Source organism: Vibrio sp. Vb2960 (assembly GCF_033337665.1).
GTDB lineage: Bacteria > Pseudomonadota > Gammaproteobacteria > Enterobacterales > Vibrionaceae > Vibrio > Vibrio alginolyticus.
This window is the reverse complement of record NZ_JAWORD010000027.1, coordinates 38229-60336: the sequence shown is the minus strand read 5'-3', so window position 1 is coordinate 60336 and position 22108 is coordinate 38229. Positions and strand designations below refer to the sequence as shown.

The 22108-nt window shown below is 46.8% G+C and carries 16 protein-coding genes; 3 read left to right on the top strand and 13 right to left on the bottom strand.

Annotated features, from left to right (window positions below):
- Positions 1–87: 87 nt before the first annotated feature.
- From accC to R7O03_RS19910, 6 genes are all read right to left on the bottom strand, one after another.
- Positions 88–1431, bottom strand: a complete 1344-nt coding sequence (gene accC, locus R7O03_RS19935) for an acetyl-CoA carboxylase biotin carboxylase subunit (protein ID WP_005382509.1) — start codon at positions 1429–1431, stop codon at positions 88–90.
- A 14-nt stretch (positions 1432–1445) separates the two neighbouring features.
- Positions 1446–1907 (bottom strand): acetyl-CoA carboxylase biotin carboxyl carrier protein, encoded by a 462-nt coding sequence (gene accB, locus R7O03_RS19930; protein WP_025768820.1) that lies wholly within the window; start codon positions 1905–1907, stop codon positions 1446–1448.
- A 61-nt stretch (positions 1908–1968) separates the two neighbouring features.
- The gene (gene aroQ / locus R7O03_RS19925) at positions 1969–2418 is read right to left on the bottom strand and encodes a type II 3-dehydroquinate dehydratase (protein WP_005382360.1); all 450 of its coding nucleotides are present in this window, start codon (positions 2416–2418) and stop codon (positions 1969–1971) included.
- 303 nt (positions 2419–2721) lie between these two features.
- On the bottom strand, positions 2722–4674 hold the full coding sequence (acs, locus tag R7O03_RS19920; protein WP_318131969.1) for an acetate--CoA ligase: 1953 nt from the start codon (positions 4672–4674) through the stop codon (positions 2722–2724).
- A 237-nt stretch (positions 4675–4911) separates the two neighbouring features.
- Positions 4912–5541, bottom strand: coding sequence for a 3'-5' exonuclease (locus R7O03_RS19915; RefSeq protein ID WP_042523697.1), 630 nt, complete (start codon positions 5539–5541; stop codon positions 4912–4914).
- Positions 5542–5574: 33 nt separating this feature from the next.
- Positions 5575–7401, bottom strand: coding sequence for a DUF294 nucleotidyltransferase-like domain-containing protein (locus R7O03_RS19910; protein ID WP_318131968.1), 1827 nt, complete (start codon positions 7399–7401; stop codon positions 5575–5577).
- 233 nt (positions 7402–7634) lie between these two features.
- On the opposite strand from R7O03_RS19910, the gene R7O03_RS19905 reads away from it, so the two are divergent.
- Positions 7635–8822 (top strand): 3-phenylpropionate MFS transporter, encoded by a 1188-nt coding sequence (locus R7O03_RS19905; RefSeq protein WP_053307400.1) that lies wholly within the window; start codon positions 7635–7637, stop codon positions 8820–8822.
- 135 nt (positions 8823–8957) lie between these two features.
- Positions 8958–12389, top strand: a complete 3432-nt coding sequence (locus R7O03_RS19900; protein WP_033907290.1) for a PAS-domain containing protein — start codon at positions 8958–8960, stop codon at positions 12387–12389.
- A gap of 91 nt (positions 12390–12480) precedes the next feature.
- On the opposite strand, the gene R7O03_RS19895 is transcribed toward R7O03_RS19900, so the two are convergent.
- From R7O03_RS19895 to R7O03_RS19875, 5 genes are all read right to left on the bottom strand, one after another.
- The gene (locus R7O03_RS19895; protein WP_262640701.1) at positions 12481–13866 is read right to left on the bottom strand and encodes a class II fumarate hydratase; all 1386 of its coding nucleotides are present in this window, start codon (positions 13864–13866) and stop codon (positions 12481–12483) included.
- 17 nt (positions 13867–13883) lie between these two features.
- Entirely contained in the window at positions 13884–14261 is a 378-nt protein-coding gene (locus R7O03_RS19890) for a hypothetical protein (protein WP_005382370.1), read from the bottom strand.
- 199 nt (positions 14262–14460) lie between these two features.
- Entirely contained in the window at positions 14461–14943 is a 483-nt protein-coding gene (locus R7O03_RS19885) for a hypothetical protein (protein ID WP_005382371.1), read from the bottom strand.
- A 108-nt stretch (positions 14944–15051) separates the two neighbouring features.
- Complete coding sequence (locus R7O03_RS19880; protein WP_005382372.1) at positions 15052–16779, bottom strand: sodium:solute symporter family protein; 1728 nt, start codon at positions 16777–16779, stop codon at positions 15052–15054.
- Between the two features lie 12 nt (positions 16780–16791).
- Positions 16792–17055, bottom strand: coding sequence for a DUF4212 domain-containing protein (locus R7O03_RS19875; RefSeq protein WP_005382373.1), 264 nt, complete (start codon positions 17053–17055; stop codon positions 16792–16794).
- A 520-nt stretch (positions 17056–17575) separates the two neighbouring features.
- Between R7O03_RS19875 and R7O03_RS19870 the strand changes: the two genes are divergently transcribed.
- Positions 17576–19324 (top strand): potassium/proton antiporter, encoded by a 1749-nt coding sequence (locus R7O03_RS19870; protein ID WP_213874998.1) that lies wholly within the window; start codon positions 17576–17578, stop codon positions 19322–19324.
- Here R7O03_RS19870 and R7O03_RS19865 read toward each other — a convergent pair.
- Positions 19321–19950, bottom strand: a complete 630-nt coding sequence (locus R7O03_RS19865; protein ID WP_005382375.1) for a response regulator — start codon at positions 19948–19950, stop codon at positions 19321–19323. The genes R7O03_RS19870 and R7O03_RS19865 overlap by 4 nt on opposite strands.
- Positions 19951–20144: 194 nt before the next feature.
- Positions 20145–21977: a protein-disulfide reductase DsbD gene (locus R7O03_RS19860; RefSeq protein ID WP_318131967.1), complete on the bottom strand. Its 1833-nt coding sequence runs from the start codon at positions 21975–21977 to the stop codon at positions 20145–20147.
- Positions 21978–22108 lie beyond the last annotated feature (131 nt).

Here is a 22108-nt window from a genome sequence, read left to right as displayed (position 1 = left end):
AAGCCGATTTATATGTTGAGCCGTTCGCGTACATATAAAACAAAAATGCCCACGGGAGTGGGCATTTTTTAAGACGTTTGCTTAGGCTTATTGTAAGCCAAGCTTCTTCTCTAGGTAGTGGATGTTTGCACCACCGTGTTGGAAGTTTTCGTCATTCATAATGGAGAATTGCAGTGGCACGTTAGTTTTGATGCCTTCGATGATCATCTCACCCAGTGCGTTTTTCATACGTGCAATCGCTACATCACGGTTCTCACCGTAAGTGATCAGTTTACCAATCATTGAATCGTAATGAGGTGGAACTGTGTAGCCTGTGTAGATATGAGATTCCCAACGTACACCCATACCGCCAGGAGCGTGGAAACGCTCGATCTTACCCGGAGATGGTAGGAAGCGCTCAGGGTCTTCTGCGTTGATACGACACTCAATCGCATGGCCACGGATCTTAATATCATCTTGAGTGAATGACAGAGGCTGACCCGCTGCAACACGAAGCTGTTCTTTGATTAGGTCGATGCCAGTAACCATCTCTGTTACTGGGTGCTCTACCTGAATACGAGTGTTCATTTCGATGAAGTAGAACTCACCGTTCTCGTATAGGAATTCAAACGTACCTGCGCCGCGGTAACCGATCTCGATACATGCACGAGTACAGCGTTCACCGATGTACTTACGCATTTCTTCGGTGATACCAGGTGCTGGAGCTTCTTCCACTACTTTTTGGTGACGACGTTGCATTGAACAGTCACGCTCACCAAGGTGGATTGCGCCGCCTTGACCGTCAGCAATAACCTGAACTTCAACGTGACGAGGGTTTTCTAGGAATTTCTCCATGTAAACCATGTCATTGTTGAACGCCGCTTTTGCTTCAGCACGTGTCATTGCAATGGCTTGGATAAGGTCTTTCTCTGCGCGAACAACACGCATACCACGACCGCCGCCGCCGCCAGATGCTTTGATGATTACTGGGTAACCAATGCGCTTAGCAAATGCTTTGTTTTTCTCTTCGTCATTGTCTAGAGGGCCGTCAGAACCCGGTACACAAGGAACGCCTGCTTTCTTCATTGCATTGATAGCAGATACTTTATCGCCCATTAGGCGGATAGTGTCTGCCTTTGGACCAACGAAGATGAAACCACTGCGCTCAACTTGCTCTGCGAAGTCTGCGTTTTCAGACAGGAAGCCGTAACCTGGGTGGATAGCCACAGCACCAGTCACTTCTGCTGCAGAAATGATGCGTGGAATGTTTAGGTAGCTGTCGATACCACGAGCAGGGCCGATACATACGGTTTCGTCTGCGAGTAGTACGTGCTTAAGATCGCGGTCCGCTGTTGAGTGAACAGCGACGGTCTTAATACCTAATTCTTTACAAGCGCGAAGAATACGAAGTGCAATTTCACCTCGGTTCGCGATGACTACTTTGTCTAGCATAAGGCAAGCCCCGCTTATTCGATTACAACAAGAGGTTGGTCGAATTCAACTGGTTGGCCGTCTTCAGCTAGGATTGCTGTAACAACGCCAGATTTGTCCGCTTCGATTTGGTTCATCATTTTCATTGCTTCAACAATACATAGAGTATCGCCAGCATTTACTTTCTGACCCACTTCTACGAATGCTTTAGAGTCTGGGCTTGGAGAGCGGTAGAAAGTACCAACCATTGGAGAAAGAACTTGGTGACCTACAGGTGTTGCTGCTGGAGCTTCTGCTGCTGGTGCTTCCGCTACTGGTGCCGCTGCTACTGGAGCAGGTGCCGCTGCTGGAGCTGCTGCGTAGTGAATTGGTGCTTGAGGAGCTGCAGTGCCATGACGGCTGATGCGCACTGACTCTTCACCTTCAGAGATCTCTAGCTCAGCAATGCCAGACTCTTCAACTAACTCAATTAGCTTCTTGATTTTACGAATATCCATCTTTTCTTTCTCTTTTATCTTGTGATTAAGACAACCCTCGTAGGGTTGCAGAGTGTTAGGGTTACTTTGCCTGTAGCTTATTGATCGCTGCAGACAGAGCAAATTCATAACCTTGTGCGCCTAAACCGCAAATCACACCCTCTGCTTTATCTGACAGATAAGAGTGATGACGGAATGGTTCACGTGCGTGCACATTTGATAAGTGCACCTCAATAAATGGGATGGCGACGCCAAGTAATGCATCTCGCAGCGCCACACTAGTATGAGTGAAAGCCGCTGGATTGATGATGATGAAGTCAATCTTGCCATAGGCAGCGTGAATGGCTTCAATCAGTTCGTACTCACGATTTGATTGTAGGTGTTCCAGTTCTACCCCAGCGTTATGGGCTTGCTCTGTAAGAGTATCCACAACTTGAGCTAAGGTACTGTGACCATAGTGTGTCGGTTCGCGCAGACCCAATAGATTAAGATTTGGTCCGTTTAGAACAAGAATCCGTGACTTTGCAGACATTGTGTTGCTATCTTCCCTTATCGTGAGTGGAACGTTTATATTCCCAAATATACGATAGTTCAGCACGATTTTTTTGTTAAAACCGAGCAAATTTTAAAAAATCGACCAAGATTATAGCTAATTCATAGCAATTAGCAGCAATTTACTGGTCTAATCTCCTAATAGCCACTCTCGTTTCTGTAACCAAGTTAACAAAAACAACATAATTGCCATATTTTTTGTGTGGCCAATTTGTGCACTAAAGCAAAAAACCGCCATGAGTGATGGCGGTTTTTAAAGTGCTTTTAAAACAGTTGGTTGAATTTATGCCAATTCTGCTTTCTCTGCGATAAGTTTATCTACAACGCTCGGATCGGCAAGCGTTGATGTGTCTCCGAGGTTGCTAGTATCACCCGTTGCAATTTTACGCAGGATTCGACGCATGATCTTACCAGAACGAGTCTTCGGTAAGGAATCCGTCCAGTGCAGTACATCTGGTGTTGCAATTGGACCAATCTCTTTACGCACCCAATCTTTCACTTCTTTGTGTAGCTCTGCTGACGGGAATTCACCATCGTTCAAGGTAATGTAAGCGTAGATAGCTTGGCCTTTGATATCATGCGGAATGCCCACAATAGCGGCCTCAGCAATTTTATGATGTGCGACAAGAGCCGATTCTATTTCAGCGGTACCCATGCGGTGACCCGACACGTTTAGTACGTCATCAACACGGCCCGTGATCCAGTAGTAACCGTCTTCGTCACGACGAGCCCCATCACTAGTAAAGTACATTCCCTTGAAGGTTGAGAAGTAGGTCTGTTCAAAGCGCTCGTGGTCGCCATAAACAGTACGCATCTGACCTGGCCATGAATCAAGGATCACCAAGTTACCTTCTGCTGCGGTTTCTTCAATGATGTTGCCCATGTTATCAACCAGTGCAGGTTGGACTCCGAAGAATGGTCGAGTTGCTGAGCCTGGTTTTAAATCTGTTGCGCCTGGTAGTGGTGCAATTAAGATACCGCCGGTCTCTGTTTGCCACCAAGTATCAACGATAGGCGAGCTCTCGTTACCAATCGTTTTGTAGTACCACTCCCACGCTTCAGGGTTGATAGGCTCACCTACTGAACCCATCACACGTAAGCTTGAACGAGATGTCCCTGCTACCGCTTCGTTACCTTTTGCCATTAGTGCACGAATAGCGGTTGGCGCAGTGTAGAGAATGTTCACTTGGTGCTTATCAACCACTTCACTCATACGAGCCGTGCTTGGGTAGTTTGGAACACCTTCAAACAGAATGGTTTTGGCCCCGTTCGCTAGTGGACCATAAATTAGGTAAGTATGGCCTGTAATCCAGCCCACATCCGCGGTACACCAGAAGGTTTCTCCTGGTTGATAATCGAAGACATATTTAAAGGTCATTGCCGCGTAGACGAGGTAACCGCCTGTAGTATGTAGTACGCCTTTAGGTTTACCTGTCGAGCCAGATGTGTAGAGGATGAACAGCGGGTCTTCGGCTTTCATCTCTTCTGGTGGGCAAACGTCAGAAACGTTGGCTGTTGCTTCGTGCCACCAAACATCACGGTGTTCATGCCATTCAACATCACCACCTGTACGTTTAAGCACGACGACTTTATTGATGGTTTTTACGTCTGGGTTGGTTAGTGCTTCATCCACGTTCTTTTTCAGTGGAACAGCGCGTCCGCCACGTACGCCTTCGTCTGCGGTGATCACGACTTTAGCGTCAGAGTCGATGATACGGCCGGATAGTGCTTCTGGTGAGAAACCGCCAAATACTACGGTGTGAACCGCACCAATACGGGTACAAGCGAGCATAGCCACAGCGGCTTCTGGCACCATTGGCATGTATAGACACACCACGTCGCCCTTGCGTACGCCTTGCTCTTTCAATGCGTTGGAGAATCTACACACTTCTTTGTGCAGTTCGTTGAAAGTGAGTGTTTTGTCGTCGGCTGGATCATCGCCTTCCCAAATGATGGCGACGTCGTCCCCGTGTTCTGCAAGATGACGGTCAATACAGTTAGCCGAGACGTTCAGTGTGCCATCTTCAAACCAGCGAATATCAACATGGCCAGTGTCGAAAGAAGTACTTTTTACTTTGGTGAAAGGTTTGATCCAATCAACGATTTTGCCGTGTTCGTTCCAGAAGCCCTCTGGATCGGTTACCGACTGCTGATACATGGCTAAGTAAGTATCATTATCCGCGTGTGTATGAGTTTTAATATTTTCTTTTACCGGATAAACGTGGGCTTCGCTCATGGCTTCTCTCCTTGTGCCTTATTTCTCGGCCTTACACCAATCTAGATAAGATTTTGAATATATTTTTGTAGGGCTGTTTTTTGGTTCTAAATAACTTGGTCGTGGTAATGACGACGTTGTGCTTATAACTGTCAGTCACCGCGCGTATTTCCACAATTAGACTTTAGGATGAGAGTGATAGAAGCGCCGGGAAATCGCTGAAACAAAAGTATTTCTGGGAGCTAGGTCAACTGATTTTTATGTATACGGCGTGGTTAGGTTGGGTAAATCGCCTTTCGTTAAGCGGACAAAGACCAAAGCGGCAGAAATCGCGTCTTGCAAGGCGTCGTGTTTGTCTTGGATAGGAAGTTCGAGGTGTTTACAAATGGCATCCAGACTTAAGTCGAAATAGGCATTCGGCAAATGTCGTTCCAACTTATCGTGGTAAATCTGACTGACTTCGATCAGTGGGTTAGGAAGTGGGAAGCCAAGTTGCCGCAGACAAGCAAGGTCTAAGATCTTTTTATCGTAACGAATGTGATAGCCCACAAGTGGTCGGTTGCCGATAAAGTCGAGCAGCTCGAGCAGCGCCTCTTTTTCACTGATGCCATCGACTAAGTCTTGGTGGCGAATTCGATGGATCTTGACCGAGCCTGAGTCGAGCGATTGCGGCGCGCGTAAGCGGACTTCAAATGGTTGACTGGTGATGATGCGGTTGTCGATGATCTTGGTGGCTGCAATAGTCACCAGCTCGGCGCGATTTGGGTCAAGGCTGGTGGTTTCGCAGTCAAGAGAGACGTATTCTGTTTTATCTGGCGTGCAAAACAGCGACTGATAAGGCGAGCCTTTCAATTTGTAATGCCAGTATTTGCGTTGTAACCAGTTCATTGCTTACGCCTCTGTGATTTATGAAAATCAGGGTTAATCACGAATTTGATAATGGAAGCCTAAAAATTGCTTAAATTTCTTCACCACATGTAAGCTGTGGCGAAGCAAATCACGCTCAGTTCTATCCAGTTGTTTAATATCAATGTTATTCAACGCTTCTTGCTTTTTGAGTTGCTGATTAAGACGAAGTTTAAAGAACAATTTAAGTGCTTCGTTGAGATTATCTGCCGTTTCGGATTCTAAGATGCGCTTATTTCTCAGAGCTTCAATGCGTTCAAACGTGTTCTTCTCTTCAATGGCATACTCCAAAGACAAGGCGCGAATGCCGTGTACAATTGGGAAAATACCGCCGCGTTTAATGTCCAATCCGTCTTTAGCACTTTTTACGTTGCCAAATAGAGTTAGGGGCACCGAAAACTGCAAGGCAGGGCGAGTAAAGTCAGACAATATCAACATGCGATCTTTCATTGTGTCACGAAGATGCGCCGCAATTGGAGCCAGCAGCTCGCAATTCCCAGCAACAGCATGGGCGTCACTGAAAATGGCTAAGTCCATGATTTGTTCTGGTGCGGCTTTAGCTATCCAGTGGTTTAGGGTGCTTATCCATTCTTGCTGTGTTTTGACCCATTTCGGGTTGTTAACCATCACTTTACCAGGGCAAAGTGGATAACCGAGCTGTTGTAGGGTGTGTGTGAAGGATTGCATCACTTGTTCGCAATGAGGCCATTCCAGACCATCTTGAATAATCAGGGCATTGTCTTGATCGGTTTTGAGAATTTGCTCTCCTCGGCCTTCAGAGCCGAGTACGATCAAGCAACAATGGTCGTGCAAGGCTGGTGGTATCACTAACTCGAACGCTTTCTCGATAATTTGTTCGTTTACGGCTGAGATAAGCTCCATGATGAAGCGAGTGCGGATGCCGTTTTTCAATAAGCTCTCGACCAATTGACGTTGGCGGTTTGAGGCCAAAGCGAGCTCTTCCACGCTGCTTGCTCGAGCAATACTGAGCGTTAACACGTGAGAGTGGGTTGAGAACGCGCTAAGAATTTGGGTCATATCCAGCATGCCGACAGCTCTGTTGCCTTCACATACCATGAGGCGTTTCATTCTATTTCTGGTCATTGTGATCATGGCGTTGAATAGAAAGTCTCCATCATCAACGTGATAAACAGGAAAGCTCGCGATCTCACCCACTGGTGTGTCGAGCGCGCAACCATCTATCATCACAGAATGCAGCATATTAGTACGAGTCACTATTGCGTACAGGTGGGCTGATGGCCATTTTTCCAATCGTGGATCATCGCCATGGAGTTGAACCAATGCAGCGTCAATCCCATTTTCTTTTAAGGCACGTGTTACCTCGTTAATTGGTGTATTTGGTTCAAGGATCATCGGTGGGTGATAAATGCTGCGGTCAACTTTAGTGAGAATAAACTCCGCTAAGTTTTGCTGTTGATGGGCCGCTTCGATGAGCTCTTGCCGTTTCGATAAATTGTTATCGAAATAGGCTGCAAACTGGCCATTTTCGTTGTAAAGGGCAAGGAAAACTTCTTTCGGCAGTAGGTAAGAGAGCGTGTCCTCAAGCGCGATGTAGTGATGACGTACCTTGTCTTCAAGTAACGAGCGTACATCGAACATATCGTCGTTGGCATAATGTGCGAACACTTCCTGTTGATCGTTGGAGCGCTCTTCTACCGCGCCTTTGATCAGAATATGTAAGTGGGGGTTCTTCTGTCCGCAGGATAAAATAACATCTCGAGCTCGATAGTAGGCGACGTCCAGAGACGATCGCAGTCGCGTTTGTTGTGCTTCAGTTAAGCGATCGAACGGTGGAGATTGCATGTTAAATTTGTCAGGCATGAGAACACCCAATAATGATGGAAGGAACACTCTCTAAGTCTGACAAATTTCTTACCGGAAGCCAGACGACTTTGGTCTAAATTACGATGTTTTCGTTTGAAGATGCCAAATGTCGCAAAGTTAGTATTCCATCGAGGAAACGATAAGTTTCTTATTCTTCCCTTTTTATAATACGCATGGCGATCCATAATTCCCGGCTCGAACGTTGGTGTTCCCGTTTTAGGATATTAGTAATGTTGAAACCTTCTCCGTATGGCTGGATTTCCCAGTACTTTCTCGGATTCTTCTTTGCGTATGGCGTGTATCTGCCATTTTGGTCACTTTGGTTTAAGGATCAGGGCGTATCTTCGACAGATATCGGTTTGCTGGTCGGGTTAGGCCTTGCGACACGTTGTGTTGCCAATATCGTGATCACCCCACGAGTACACAAAGTCGAACATCTTATGCCTGCTTTACGTTGGTTGAGTTTCGCTGCCCTCCTTTTTGTTGGATTTCACTTTTTTACGGGTGGTAGCTTTTGGTTAATGGCACTAGCGACAGTGTTGTTCAATCTTTGTTGTGGACCGATTATTCCGTTGTCGGACGCGATGGCAAATTACTACGCTCGCCTGAAAATGCTCGATTATGGCCGCACGCGGCTATGGGGTTCGATCGCCTTTATCGCAGGCTCGACGGCAGTGGGCTACCTGGTGGCTGAATTTGGCTCCGATATGATCTTGTACACTGCGATGTTCGGCGTGTTTATCTCGTTGCTGTTTGCTATGCGACCGACTAACCCAATGCCTGTAACGCACGGTGGGCAAAGCGCAGAACGTCCAAAGCTGACCGCTCTTTTGACCGACAAGCCGATACTAAAATTCTTAGTGTTGGTGTCACTAATTCAGGGCAGTCATGCGGCTTACTACGGCTTTAGTGCGATTCACTGGAAGGCCGCTGGTCACTCGGAAGATGTCATTGGCTACTTGTGGAGCTTAGGAGTAGCCGCAGAAGTGGCAGTGTTTGCATTGAGTAAGCGCTTATTCGTAGGTTGGTCAATACGCGCGCTGTTTATTGCTGCTGCCGTTGGTGTAATGATGCGTTGGGGTATTACGGCGTCGACAACATCAATTATTGCTTTGGTGGTTGTTCAACTATTGCATGGTGTGACTTTCGCTACCGCGCACATTGCCGCGATCCAATATATCCAAAACTCCGAAGAAAATAAGATCGTAGCGTTGCAAGCGTTGTATAACGCGATTCCGTTGGGCGCATTTATCGCGTTAATGACCGTATTGAGTGGCTGGGGTTATGAGCACTGGGGACCGCTTGTGTTCTGGGGCATGGCCGCGATGGGGTTATTGGCTCTGTTCATCAAGCTTGATTCGCAAGACCCACATCAGGTGGTTGATGTATCAGACAAGCCACTTGAAACACAGAATTAGACTTATGTAACAAAGGTTAAAAACTAAGCTTTGTCTCCGTTATCAAAGCAGTGTTAAATGAAACCTCTCCCTCATGGAGAGGTTTTTTTATTCTCTTGCTTTAAAAGTAGCAAGAAAGGCAAGAAAGGATATCGGATGCAAGGATGGCTGGTGGTTCCCGTTTCTTTAGCGTATTTGGGAGCTTTATTTATCATCGCGTGGTACGGCGACATTCAGAAAAGGTGGCTAGCGCGCTGGCGGCCTTGGATTTATAGTCTTTCCATTGCGGTGTACTGTACATCATGGACCTTCTACGGCACGGTCGGGCAGGCCAGCAGTAATCCTTGGTCTTTCTTGCCCATCTATATTGCCCCCATTTTAGTGTTTACCATCGGATGGCGCGTTTTAGCTCGGCTTATTTTGATTGCTAAACGGGAACACATCACGTCGATTGCTGACTTTATCGGAGCACGCTACGGTAAATCCCAAGGTTTGGCCGTGGTTGTTACGCTCATAGCGGTTGCGGGAATTTTGCCGTACATCGCTTTACAGCTGCGTGGTATCACTATGGGGCTTGAAATCATTGCTCCAGAGCTGGCTACTGATTTTGGTTATCAAAACGATAGCGTGTCGTGGTTTGTTGTGGTCGCATTGGCGATTTTTACGATGCTATTCGGTACCCGCCACATTGATAACACGGAACACCATCGTGGGATGATGATGGCAATTGCCTTCGAATCCATTATCAAACTGCTGGCTTTTTTAGTTGTTGGTGTCTTCATTGTTTGGTTGGCGATGAACACCGAGAGTTTGAGCTTACTTGATGTTGCCGCGCAGACGTATCAGTCACCAAATATCCCGACTATATTGATTCATACTGTACTGACCATGCTGGCGATCGTTTGCCTTCCGCGACAATTCCATACGATGGTGGTAGAAAATGAACGTGCTCAAGATTTGCATGTGGCTCGTTGGTTGTTCCCCATTTATCTGATCTTAATGGGGATTTTTGTTTTACCTATTGCGTGGGTAGGGCAAGGTCTCTTGAGTGGCGCTTCGCCTGATACTTATGTCATCAGTGTGCCGATGTCGGTAGGGGCGAGTGAAATCGCCTTGCTTGCGTTTTTAGGCGGTACTTCAGCGGCAAGCGGCATGGTTATCGTATCGACGATTGCCTTAGCGATCATGGTCTCGAATGACTTGGTTATGCCATTGCTATTGCGTCGCATGCGACTGACGCAGCGTAACCACCACCATTTTTCTGAATTATTACTGCGGATCCGCCGTGGTTTGATTTTAGTTTTGTTGATTGGCGCGTGGTGTTTCTATCAAGCGTTGGACACCATTCATTCACTTTCTGCTATCGGCTTTCTCTCGTTCGCGGCTATCACGCAATTCGCTCCTGCGCTGGTTGGCGGTATGTATTGGCGTCAAGGGAATAAGAAAGGTGTGTATGTTGGCCTCGCGGTGGGTTTTGCTACCTGGCTGATTACGTTAATGAGCCAAACAGACATGCTTGCCGGAGACGCCAGTAATAACTTCCTGATCTGGTTGATTACACCACCAGAGGTATTGGCTAGTTTTGATATCGCGATTTCAGATTGGGGGATGATCCTCAGCGTGGTCGCTAATGCAGTGTGTTTTGTTGTGGTTTCTATGGCTACCCGACCAAGCCTAAGTGAGCGCTTACAATCGGCATCATTCGTTGGTACACCGTTGCCTGAAAGCGAAAATATGAGTCTGTACCAGAGCCGCGTTACGGTTGCAGAACTGGAAATGCTAGCGTCCAGATTTGTAGGACGAACGCGAGTTAAAGCGGCGTTTCAAGCCTACTGGAGCCAGCAACGAGAAGAGTTAATGCCGAATCAACAAGCGCCATCTTCTCTGATTCGGCATACGGAGCGTGTGCTAGCAGGGGTATTTGGAGCATCTTCTGCTAAGTTAGTACTTACTTCCGCTCTGCAAGGAAGAAACATGCAGCTTGAAGAGGTGGCGACTATCGTCGATGAAGCCTCTGAACTGTACGATTTTAGTCGGGGTTTACTCCAAGGCGCGATTGAGCATATTGGACAAGGTATTGCGGTCGTCGATAAGCAACTACGCTTGGTAGCGTGGAACCAACGCTATTTAGAACTCTTTGAATTTCCGCCAGGCCTGATTCAAGTAGGTCGACCGATTGCGGATGTGATTCGGCACAATGCAGAGCAGGGGTTGTGTGGCCCTGGTGACCCTGATGACCACGTTCGTCGCCGTGTTTATCACCTTGAGCAAGGAACTCGGCACACCTCTTCTCGGGTTCGTCCCGATGGTCGCGTGATAGAGGTGCAAGGTAACCCAATGCCAGGTGGTGGCTTTGTGATGAGCTTTACCGACATCACCGTATTCCGTGATGCAGAGCAAGCACTGAAAGACGCCAACGAGACATTGGAAGAAAGGGTACGTCTGCGGACTCGAGAATTAGAACAACTTAACAAGCAGCTGGTGGAAGCGACGCAGCGCTCGGATTTGGAATCGAAGTCCAAATCACGGTTCTTGGCGGCAGTAAGCCATGACTTGATGCAACCGCTCAACGCGGCGCGTCTATTCGCATCTTCACTATCGGAAGTCGCCAAAGACAGCGAAGCCAAAAAGCTGTCAGCACACATTGAAAGTGCTTTAGAGGCTGCCGAAGACTTAATTGGAGATTTGCTGGATATCTCGCGTTTGGAATCGGGCAAGTTGGAAGTCAACGTGCATGGCTTTGCGTTAAATGATGTGTTATCGAATTTGAATGCTGAGTTTAGTGCGTTAGCCAAACAGCAAGGTATAGAGTTCACCATGATTCCGTCCTCACTCATGGTTAAGTCGGATCCCAAACTGCTGCGCCGTGTGGTGCAAAACTTCCTGACCAATGCGTTTCGTTATAACCCGAATGGCAAAGTCGCACTCGGTGTTCGCCGCGTGAAAGGGCGAGTGCGTATTGATGTATGGGATAATGGAGTGGGGATTGAAGAAGAGAAGCAGCAAGAGATTTTTGAAGAGTTTAATCGCGGAACTCAAGTTCGTTCCGACCAAGGTCTCGGACTTGGTTTGGCGATTTCGAAAGGAATTGCTCAGGTACTTGGGCATGAAATTTCGATGCGCTCTTGGGTTGGAAAAGGCAGTGTTTTTTCCATCACCCTAGATAAAGCTGATCATGTTCAGCCTCATCCAGTTCACGTGGCAATGAGTAAGCAATCTGAACTTGGTCATCTGAGAATCCTATGTGTCGATAATGAGCCTGACATTCTAGTCGGCATGGAAAACTTACTTTCCCGATGGGGCTGCGATACACGAGTTGCGATTGATTTAGTTGAAAGTCTACAAGCGCTTGAGGATGGTTGGATTCCGGATGTAATTTTCTCCGATTACCGACTTGATGATGGTCGTACTGGTTTAGAAGTGCTACAGCAATGCCGCCTGAGATTAGGCCACAGCTTTGAAGGCGTCATCATCAGTGCAGATCGTACCGATGATATGCTTGATGGCATCAAAGCAAATGGGTTCAGCTTTATTGCTAAGCCAGTTAAGCCGCTTAAGCTGCGTTCGGTGCTCAATCGAGTCGCTTAGGATTGGAGTGTTTGAAAAATAGCTATAAAAAGAGACCTCCGAATGGAGGTCTCGATGTTTGTAATCTTAGTTGATAGGCTGAGTTTGCCGTTTATTCTGCGACGCCGCCTTGGGTCAGTTTGGCTGGATTAAGCAATCGCTCTAGTGTGGCTCTATCCAAATCAGTTTCTTCTTCCGCGACATCAATAATCGCGCGTCCCTGTTTGTAGGCTTTTTTCGCGACTTCTGCCGCTTTTAGGTAACCAATGACCGGGTTGAGAGCCGTGACCAAAATTGGGTTTTTGGCGAGTGCAACATCCAAGTTATCTTGGCGAACTTCAAACGTCGCAATGGCTTTGTCAGCTAAAGCGGTTGCGCTGTTAGAGAGTAAATCGATGCTCTCCAATACGTTATGAGCAATAACTGGCAGCATGACGTTAAGCTGGAAGTTGCCCGCTTGGCCTGCGACGGTTATGGTGGTGTCATTACCAATGACTTGCGCTGATGCCATAGCTGCGGCTTCTGGGATCACAGGATTTACTTTGCCAGGCATGATGGAAGAACCCGGTTGCAAGCCTTGTAATTCAATCTCACCTAAACCAGCCAATGGGCCTGAATTCATCCAACGAAGATCGTTTGCGATCTTCATGATCGCAACTGCTGCTGTTTTGAGCTGTCCCGACAGAGCGACGATCGCATCTTGACTGCTTAAATTGAAAAAGAAGTTATCACTGGCCGTGAACTGAATACGAGTTGACTGGGTTAGGTTGCTAGCGAATAAGTCTGCAAAGCGTGGATCGGCATTGATCCCCGTTCCAACTGCCGTACCACCTTGGGCTAAGGCTTTTACAGCAGGAAGAGCTTGTTCAATCGCTTGTTTTGCATGCTCGATTTGGAACTGCCAACCGCCAAGTTCTTGAGCAAAGGTAATTGGCATCGCGTCCATTAAGTGGGTGCGACCGGTTTTTACAACATTTTTCAATGCTCGCTGCTTAGACTCTAGTGTTTGGCTGAGGTGTGACAGTGCCGGGAAGAGCTGGTTTTCGATGGCTAATGCTGCGCTAACTTGAATGGCCGTTGGTACCACATCGTTACTGCTTTGCCCCATGTTGACGTGATCATTAGGGCTGACAGTGCCGCCTAGATGCTGGGAGGCCAGTGTTGCAATCACTTCATTCGCATTCATATTTGAGCTAGTGCCTGATCCCGTTTGAAACACGTCAATTGGGAATTGCTCAATATGATTGCCTTCGATAATTGCTTGAGCTGCGTCAGCAATCGCGTTGGCAATATCTCCTTCAAGCAGCCCTAGCTGTGCGTTGGTGAGTGCCGCAGTCTGCTTGATGTGTGCTAACGCTTTGATAAAACCAGATGGCATTTTATGTTGACTGAATGAGAAGTTATCGACGGCGCGTTGAGTCTGAGCTTGGTAGAGAGCATCTGCAGGGACCGTTACTTCGCCCATACTGTCAGTTTCTATGCGGAATTCGGTGCTCATGGTAGGGATCCTTTTGGTTAATCGAGTGAGATTTGAATCAGGCGTAATTGTTGTTGTAGTGCGAGAAATTTCACGTCGCCTTGTTCAAACTGGTAGTAATAGCGTTTGAGGCAGAATAATGGCGTATGGATAGAATCGAGACAGACACGACGGAAGATACGACTGCGAGTTGAGTCTTGAATTGCGTCTAGTAAATGGAAATAAACCTGACGTAAAAACAGCTCACACAACAATAGATTTTCTTCATCGGCATCGTGTTCATAACAAGAAGACAACACCATTCCCCAATGAATATAGTCATGAATCACGTCTGGCTCAAAGCCATGTGGTGCGGCGAGAAGGAATCTATCTTGGGCTTTAAAAAATGCGTTAAAGATGTCCCGTTTGTTGTCCATAACCACCTCTCATTAAATGTAATGATAATTATTATCAATTAACTTGTGAGTTGGCAACCCTTTTTAGAGTAAGAGGTTGTTGAAGAAAGACTTACGGAAACAAAAGCCGACGCAAAGGCGTCGGCTGAGTAGGAATTCATTTATGCTGAGTGAAACTAAGTCACTGTCGTTTGAATACCGGTGAATTAGCTTGTCGCCGTTATTCAGTAAATAAGGTTTCGTACTTCACAAATGCGGTTTGTGTTTCACCATAATACAGTGTGCCGCCTGATTGAATGACGACTCTTAACCAGCTTTCTGCAGATGCAGGCTTTGGTAAGGTGATGTACCAGCTTTGGCCTGCTTGATCGGCGGGCTTCATATCAATCGGTTGAGCGTTTTTCTCTTTGTCACTCACAATAGAAACTTTAACCCCTTCGAGTGGGTAAGCGGCGTTGAGTGACAATTCTAAGTTATTTTTAGTGAGTTTTTCCGAGCGAAATTTCACTTTAAAATCGCCATTTTCCATATCACAAAGACCACTGGTGTAACGACAATTAGACTTACTCGCGAGTTTGTAAGTTTCCCCTTCTTGCGCCGCGTGGGGCTTCTCGCTGAGGGCCATATCGGTACCGAAGTAAGCGATCAAAGAGAGAACTGGCGCAATCAGTAGAGCGAGAATAAAGTGCTTGTTTTTGAACATCTTGGCTTCCTTGCAACGACATACTGCGAATATGGTAACTGAAAAGTGAGAATAAAAAAGCCCCGGACGGCTGGTTCCAAACGGGGCTTTTGTGGTTTTGATTAGTTTTTAGTGATCCACTGCGCTACCAGCACCTACTGGTACGCGAACGTGTTCGACTAGGTCTTTTACTTCTTGTGGCGTTTCTGCAGTTACTTTGGATACAGCGAATGCAACAATGAAGTTAAATAGTGCGCCGATAGCACCAAACGCGTTTGGCTCAATACCCAGGAACCAGTTTGTTCCCCAGCTTTCTAGATATTTCCAATCAGCGACGAAAAGAATGCCTTTGTGTTGGAATACGTAGAACAGCGTAATACTGATACCTGCAATCATACCGGCGATTGCGCCTTCTTTGTTGATGCTCTTGCTGAAGATGCCCATCATCAATGCAGGGAAGATGGATGAAGCGGCAAGACCAAAGGCGAGTGCTACCGTACCTGCGGCAAATCCAGGCGGATTTAGACCGAGATAGCCTGCGGCTGCTATCGCTACTGCCATTGATATTCGACTAGCAAGTAGCTCTTTTTTCTCGGATATGTTCGGATTGATAACCCCTTTGATTAAGTCATGGGAAATAGCTGAAGAAATGGCGAGTAGTAAACCTGCTGCGGTAGATAGTGCAGCTGCAAGACCACCTGCTGCCACAAGTGCAATCACCCAGTTTGGTAGTTTAGCGATCTCTGGGTTAGCCAATACCATGATGTCGTTATCAACGCGCAGTTCGTTGGTGGACGCATCTGAAGTGTATTGGATATTGCCATCGCCATTTTTATCGTCAAAACCGAGTAGTCCAGTTGTTTCCCAGTTTTTGAACCACGCAGGACGCTCGTCATACGCTAGGTGCTGACCCGGAGCTGGATTTACCGTATTCATTAGGTTGAGACGAGCCATCGCTGATACCGCTGGTGCTGTAGTGTAAAGGATTGCGATGAAGATCAGAGCCCAGCCTGCTGATGTACGTGCGTCGCGAACCTTCGGCACGGTAAAGAAACGGATAATTACGTGTGGTAGACCGGCTGTACCAATCATCAGTGACATGGTGTAGACAAACATATTAAGTGTGTCGCCACGTACTTGGGTCGTGTATTCACTGAATCCGAGTTCGGTCACAACTTGGTCAAGCCGATCGAGTAGATAGACATCGGTACCAGCCATGGTACTCCCCAGACCAATTTGTGGGATTGGGTTACCAGTGAGTTGCAGAGAGATAAAGATTGCAGGGATAGTGTAAGCAAGAATGAGTACGCAATATTGAGCAATCTGCGTGTAAGTGATGCCTTTCATGCCGCCAAGAACCGCGTACATGAAAACGATACACATACCAATTAATAGGCCAGTGGAGTAGTCCACTTCTAAGAAGCGACCAAACGCAACACCCACGCCTTTCATCTGACCGATAACATAAGTCACTGATGCGATGATAAGACAAACAACCGCTACGATACGTGCGGTATTGGAGTAAAAGCGTTCACCAACAAACTCTGGTACCGTAAACTTCCCAAATTTGCGTAGGTAAGGTGCTAGCAACAGCGCAAGCAGAACGTAGCCACCAGTCCAACCCATTAGAAATACTGAGCCGCCATAGCCCATGAAGGCAATTAAGCCTGCCATTGAGATAAACGACGCTGCGGACATCCAATCGGCTGCGGTTGCCATACCGTTTGCAATCGGGTTTACACCGCCACCAGCAACATAAAACTCTTTGGTTGATCCGGCGCGAGCCCAAATAGCAATCCCGATGTACAGGATGAACGTGGCGCCAACGACCAGGTAGGTAATAGTTTTCAAATCCATCTGAGTGACTCCTTATTCGTCCACGCCGAATTCACGGTCAATTTGGCGCATCTTCCATGCGTAATAGAAAATAATTCCTAGGAAGGCATAGATGGAGCCTTGTTGAGCAAACCAGAAACCGAGTTTGTAACCGCCTAGTTGAAATTGATTTAGTACGTCGACAAATAAAATGCCGCAGCCGAAAGACACGACGAACCAGATGACCATTAGGCCGATCATGAGCTTCACGTTTTTGTCCCAATAGGCTTTGGCTCTTTCTTCGCTTTCAAATGCCATTGCCGTCTCCTTACGATTGGTATTGTTGTTAATGAAATGTTTCAATATGTACATTAGCAAGGTGTTGGCAATAACTCTTTTCAACTTTAGTCGGGGTGTTAAAAATGAAGAACCCCCATATTATGGGCTTTTGCAGCGAACAAAGGGGTAAAACGTTATGTTAATAAACTGTTAAGTTAGCCAAAGGTCTAAAGGTTGATTGGATAAACAGGCATGATTAAGACGGGCCATTAATCTTTTCTTCATTGAACTTGGAGATGCTGTGTAAGTATTGGTGGTGATCTTGTGGCTCTTAAAGAGAGAAGGCGTAGATAAGAAAGCTCACAAGTAATTTATTTACATAAAGTTTTCGCATCAAATCACCGTTTTAACGCACAATAAAGTAATATAACTGAGTCATTCTCGTACAACCTCGCATTTTGAGACGGTGTAAAGGGGAGGCAGATTAGGGCATTACCTCATTAACGAAGTAGCCTTGCTCATCACAATTATTATCGTTTTTCATTAAGGGAGGGTGAGAATGGACGCAGACACCATTAACAGTTTTTTTCTAATAGGTGCGTTGTTAATCGCACTTAGCGTTCTTTTAAGCCCAGTGTCTTCTAAGTTGGGAATCCCAATTCTTTTGGTATTTTTAGCCGTTGGAATGCTAGCGGGGGAAGACGGCTTAGGCGGCATTTTATTCGATAACTTTTCCATCGCTTATTTGGTTAGTAACCTCGCATTAGCCATCATTTTGCTTGATGGTGGGATGAGAACGCGGGTCGCCAGCTTTAGGGTTGCGTTATGGCCCTCGGTCTCTTTGGCGACATTTGGCGTTGCGATCACCACCATTTTGACCGGGCTGATGGCAACGTGGTTATTCGACTTAGATTTATTGCAAGGCATATTGGTTGGTGCGATTGTTGGTTCCACCGATGCTGCCGCGGTCTTCTCTCTACTCAAAGGTCGTAGCCTGAACGAACGTGTTGGTTCAACGCTGGAAATTGAATCCGGCACCAATGACCCAATGGCGGTGTTTCTGACCGTAACTCTGATTGCTATTTTAGCGAACCCTGGCGCAGATTTAAGTGCGGGCTTTTTGGCGTTCAGTTTTCTTAAGCAGTTTGGTATTGGCGCGTTACTTGGCTTCGCTGGTGGCTGGATCTTATGGAAAGTTATCAATCGCAATCAATTACCAGATGGGCTGTATTCTATTTTAACGGTCAGTGGTGGCTTGCTTATTTTTGCTTTATCTAACACTTTAGGTGGCAGTGGTATTTTGTCGATTTACCTCGTTGGTCTTTTATTAGGTAACCGTCCAACACGCAGCCGACACTCTATTCTTCATGTTTTAGATGGTATGACGTGGCTAGCTCAAATTGGTATGTTCTTGGTGCTTGGCTTGTTGGTTACACCATCCAATTTACTCTCTATTGCGTTGCCAGGTCTTGCGCTTGCCTTCGGGATGATTTTGTTTGCCCGACCAATCTCAGTTTGGATTGGTTTACTGCCATTCAAGAGTTTCACGCCACGTGAAAAGTGGTTTGTCTCTTGGGTAGGATTGCGTGGCGCTGTACCTATCATCCTCGCGGTATTTCCGATGATGGCAGGGTTGCCAGATGCTCAACTGTACTTCAATTTGGCATTCTTTGTAGTAATGGTGTCTTTGATAGTACAAGGGGGCACGTTGACCAAGGCGATGTCTCTTGCAAAGGTCGAGCTACCTTCTAAGCCTGAGCCAATTTCGCGTACGGGGGTGGAGATTTACCCGACCAGTGAGTGGGAGCTGTTTATCTATAGACTTAAAGCAGATAAATGGTGCATTGGTGAGCCATTACGTAGTCTTTCGATGCCGGAAGGAACGCGTATCGCCGCTGTATTTCGCAGTAAAGAGCTATTGCACCCATCCGGCAGTACGCGCCTTGAGGAAGATGATACCTTGTGTGTATTAGCACAAGAAAAGGATTTAGATGCACTGAGCTTACTGTTTAGTGAAGCCCCAGAGAAAGCGTCGCTAGCGCGATTCTTCGGTGACTTCTTCCTCGATATTGAAGTGAAGCTTGCCGATATTGCCGTGATGTACGGTTTGAATCTGGGGGATGAACCGCTGGATAAAAGTTTGAGAAACCTTGTCGAAGAGCAATTAGGTAGCACGCCAGTATTGGGAGACCATTTCGAGTGGCAAGGTTTGCATTGGATCGTCGCTGATGTTGTTGATCAGCAGGTCACGAAAGTCGGTATCCGATTGCCAAACGAAAAAAGTAAGGACGATAAGACGTCAATCTAGTCGCTCATTTCCGTCAGCATAATCACGGCTTGCGTGCGGTTCTTTACGCCGAGCTTACGGAAAATCGCTGTCATGTGCGCTTTTATGGTGGCTTCTGAAACATTCAATTCGTAAGCGATTTGCTTGTTCAGCAAGCCATCGGACAACATTCCCAACACTTTATATTGCTGTGGTGTTAGCGCAGCAATCTTTTCCGCTAAGTCATTACATGCCGCGTTATTGGTGATCAACCCTTCAGGGAAATATGGGTCGCCATTTAGCACTTGATTGAGTGCGTTCACTAATTCGCGCATGTCGCTGGACTTGGGAATAAAACCAAATGCACCATGGCTTTTCACCTGCGTCACGATCGCCGGCTCTTCACTCGCTGAAACGACGACGATAGGTAAATCTGGATGCTCTGCTCGCAAATGAATCAAGCCAGACATACCATTTGCTCCTGGCATTTTGAGGTCCAATAGCACTAAATCTGGCTCTTCCTCTCGCTCCAACAAAGCCAGAAGTGCGTCGAGTGAGTCCGCTTCCAGCAAATTTGCACCACTAATAGCCATGTGGATAGATTGAAACAAGGCATTCCGGAAGAGTGGGTGATCATCTGCAATAATGATGGTGTAGGTCGAATCCATGACGTTAAACACTTTTGACTATTTCGTTAAATTTATTATTGTCCAGCTTTGAGAGAGTGGACAATATTTATTCGCTAAAAGTCTGAACCAAATCGACTTTTATTAGGAAAATTGCATATAAACGCAATGTTCTTATTCAAATCTGAGCAATAAAAAACGCCAGTGGACATCACTGGCGTTTGAATATCTGGTTATCAGAACTGCTTGATATGCTCTAAGAAAGGCTCGGCTTGCATAAAGCCCGTCAAACGAGCGTTTGAAACGTGTTCGCCACTGGCATCCCAAAACTCAATTGTTGGTAAACCAAGTACATTCATGTGCTTCAATAGTTCGATGTCTTGCACTTGGTTTTTGGTCACGTCCGCTTGCAGAAGAACGAAGTCTTGCAGTTTGGCTTCGACGCTTGGGTCATGGAAGGTGTACTTTTCAAACTCTTTACATGCTACACACCAATCGGCGTAGAAATCGAGCATGACGGGTTTACCTGCCGCTTTCGCAAGTGCCAGTTGTTCTTCAAGCTCCGCCACGTTAGCAATGCGAGTAAAGCTAACAGTGGCTTGCTGAGTTTGTGTTGTGTTGTTGCCAAACCAGTAATTTAAGATAGGTTGTGCTGAGGCTAGCAAACCTAAGACGGCGATTATGCCCACGGCACTTTGTTTCCAGCCACCAAACTCTAGACTGTTTTTGATGTGGTATAGCCAACCAAAAGCAGCAATACCCAGTGCTGACCACAGAATCGTTGACCACATTTCTGGCATGATACGCTCTAGTAAGAAGATAGGTGCGGCAAGCAGAATAAAGCCGAACAGCGTTTTCACGCGGTCCATCCAACCGCCGGCTTTTGGTAGCAACTTGTTGCCAAATACCGCTACAAGGATCAACGGAATACCCATGCCCATCGCTAGCGCGTAAAGGGCGACCCCACCGGTGAGTAAGTCGCCACTTTGTGCGACGTAAAGCAGCGCACCAGAGAGTGGGGCGGTAGTACACGGAGAACAAACCAAGCCAGATATTGCCCCCATTGCAAACACGCCAGCACTGCTACCACCTTGCTGCTTGTTACTTAAGTTATTCAGCCACGTTTGCACGCTGCTTGGTAGCTGTAATGAGTACAGACCAAACATAGAAAAAGCGAGTGTGATGAACAGTACGCTCAAGCCAATCAGCACATAAGGGTGCTGCATTGCCGCTTGGAACTGCATACCTGCAGATGCCACCACAAGGCCGAGTAGAGTGTAAGTCAGCGCCATGCCTTGCACGTAGACGAATGACAAGCCTAGCGCACGGCGTTGGCTTAGTTTGCCACTGCCAAGCACTATGCTGGTCAGAATTGGGTACATAGGCAGCACACAAGGTGTAAACGCCAAGCCCACACCAAGCGCCAAGAACAGAAGTGGTGTCCACCAGTTATCAGCAAGGTTGGCTGCAAGGCTATCTTGCTGTGTTACTGGCGCTGATGATGTGTCACCAGACGTAGATGATTGCGCCGCTGGTGGCGTTGCTGTTGGTGTCTGTTCTGCTTTTGATGCAGTTGTCGCCGTTGTTGAATCTGAGTTCGACGAAGTAAACGCGCCGATAGGAATCACGCGAGTTTCTGGCGGGTAACAGAAGCCTGCTTTCGCACAACCTTGGTATTGCACGACTACGCGAGCACCGTCTTGCCAATCATGCATTGGTACATTAACGAAGAGAGGTTGAGTATAGATATGCACGTCACCAAAGAATTCATCTTTATGCGGTGTGCCGTCTTCCATTTGCAGTTCGCCTAGCGATACTTTCTCACCAGCTACAGACAAGCGCTCTTGATATAGGTAGTACCCGTCACGTACCTGCCAATCGAGCATCAATTTGTCATCTTGCTGGTAGAAGTTAAATGGAAACGCCTGATCAACAGGAACAAAACTGTCGCTGCTGCTACCAAAACTGTTGTTCTGGCTACTGTTAAACTGGTCTTTGCCAAATAAAGCTAAAGACGGAGTGGAAAAGGTAATGAGCCCTAAGAGTAAAACGGAAAGTAATGCGCGCATAAAAGAGTCAATTCATCTTAGATAATTGCCGTTAGTGTAACTCAATCAGACCCGGAGGCGAGTCAATAAGTTTCATGAAAATGAAGATTTATTGAGCATAAATCAAGACAACAGGCAATAAAAAAGGGAGC